This window comes from Candidatus Thiosymbion oneisti (assembly GCF_900092655.1).
GTDB lineage: Bacteria > Pseudomonadota > Gammaproteobacteria > Chromatiales > Chromatiaceae > Thiosymbion > Thiosymbion oneisti.
Map to the genome: position 1 here is coordinate 1 of NZ_FLUY01001617.1, position 811 is coordinate 811.

The window sequence follows — 811 nt, forward strand, 5'->3', positions numbered from 1 at the left end:
AAAGCGCAGCGCATCCCGCCTTGCGGTGGGATGCGGCCAGGCTCCCTGCGGGACGGCGCCTGGCCTTTCCCACCCTATGCGAGCTTCCGAAGGTCCGCGCAGCGGACCCTACGCTGACCAGCTGATTATTGGTCGGGTCCGCGGTGCGGACCGCTGGGATGTTATCGCACGGATCGGCACGAATCGATCCGTGAAGATCCGCGTGATGCGTCGTTTTCTTGGCAGTCGGGCTATGACAAGCCCGGGTTGATCGGACAACCGAACACCGGAACCATGCCTAACCCGACCGACCTTTTTGAGGAAATCGCCTCAATTGAGGCCGCACATGCCGGTAGGACAGCAGGCCCCGGTGTTGCAGGCAGGGGCGGGAGCGGTGCCGCTGCCGAGATTGGTGCTGGAGATGGGGCTGCCGCCGGTAGCCAGGCGGTGGACAGGGGCATCGGTCGGGGTGCCGGCCGGCTCGATGCCGGCGTACTTACAGAGCTCGCCCCAGGTGGACAGGCTTTCGCTCATGCGGTGGTTGACCTCCAACACCCGGCCGTTGGCGTCACAGCGATAATCGTAAGTGGGCATGATGGTTCTCCTGAGAAATGGCAATGGTTTCTTAAGTCTGCGGCATTATATTCAGGGCGCGGGTCGAGGCAAGATGTGAGCATGGCTGGCAGTGGCCCAGTTTGAAAAATTTATGCTTGACCGCCCACTTTCCGGCCCATTTAACGCCAGGACGCAATGGTGCCAAGACGCAAAGTTTCTTTGTTCTTTCTTTGCGTCTTGGCGTCCTTGCGTCATTGCGTTTTTTCGCAATTTCCGT

Annotated in this window: 1 protein-coding gene; it reads right to left on the reverse strand. The window is 60.3% G+C overall.

What is annotated here, in order from left to right; genetic code table 11:
* Positions 1–309 precede the first annotated feature (309 nt).
* A complete protein-coding gene (locus tag BQ17_RS16445) occupies positions 310–573 on the reverse strand; it encodes an FmdB family zinc ribbon protein (RefSeq protein WP_089728896.1) in 264 nt (87 codons plus the stop codon).
* Between the last annotated feature and the right edge of the window lie 238 nt (positions 574–811).